The 675-nt window shown below is 65.9% G+C and carries 1 pseudogene; it reads right to left on the bottom strand.

From position 1 onward, the window contains the following. A pseudogene (locus NW819_RS01360) lies at positions 1-675 on the bottom strand (hypothetical protein); the annotation flags it as partial.

Below are 675 nucleotides of genomic sequence, written 5' to 3'. Positions count from 1 at the left end.
GCTCTGCAACGCTGACGCGACCGGCTAAAGCCTCCGGCCCGCTGACATGAGCAGGTTCCCCTGGCGCAGGGATCCCCTGTCCCATCTGGTTTTCCAAGGCAAGCAAGGCCCACGAGAGCAGCACCCCCACCCCGTAGAGCAAGGCCCAGAAGGGATCCTGGTATAGGCCGTTGCGGGTCAAGGCCAAGGCCAGCGCCAACGCCACCAGCCACCCCACCCCATGCCCCACTGCCGACAGCAGCCCGGGGGAGTCTTCTGAGGCGGTCAAGAGCGGCACAGTGCCTGCCACCAAGCTGAGGGCGGCCAGCCCCACCGGCAACAGCACCTGCCAAGGGAGATCCGGCTGGGATCCCATCTCCAGCAGGCGAGATCCCCAGGTTATGGCGGCAATGCCGCTCCACCCCTGGCCCAGCGCCATCAGCAACGACAGGGCTTCTGTTTCGGCCAAGACCCCCAGCAAAGGGATCCCCACCAAGCCCATCCCCAGGCCGCAGCCCCACAGAAAGAGCATTCCATGCTGCTCCGCAATGCCGATGCGACTGGGGGAGCCGATAGCCAGACTTTGCCAGGCCGCCAAACTGAGCAACAGCACCACCAGCCCTTGCCCGGCCCGACCGCAGCCACTCAACCCCAGTAAACCCACCCCCACCAGGCCCCCCAACAACAAAGCCAGGA

Origin of the sequence: Synechococcus sp. R8-2 (genome assembly GCF_047461715.1) — a bacterium.
In the GTDB taxonomy this organism is placed as follows: domain Bacteria; phylum Cyanobacteriota; class Cyanobacteriia; order Thermostichales; family Thermostichaceae; genus Thermostichus.
This window is presented reverse-complemented; position numbering and strand designations above follow the sequence as displayed.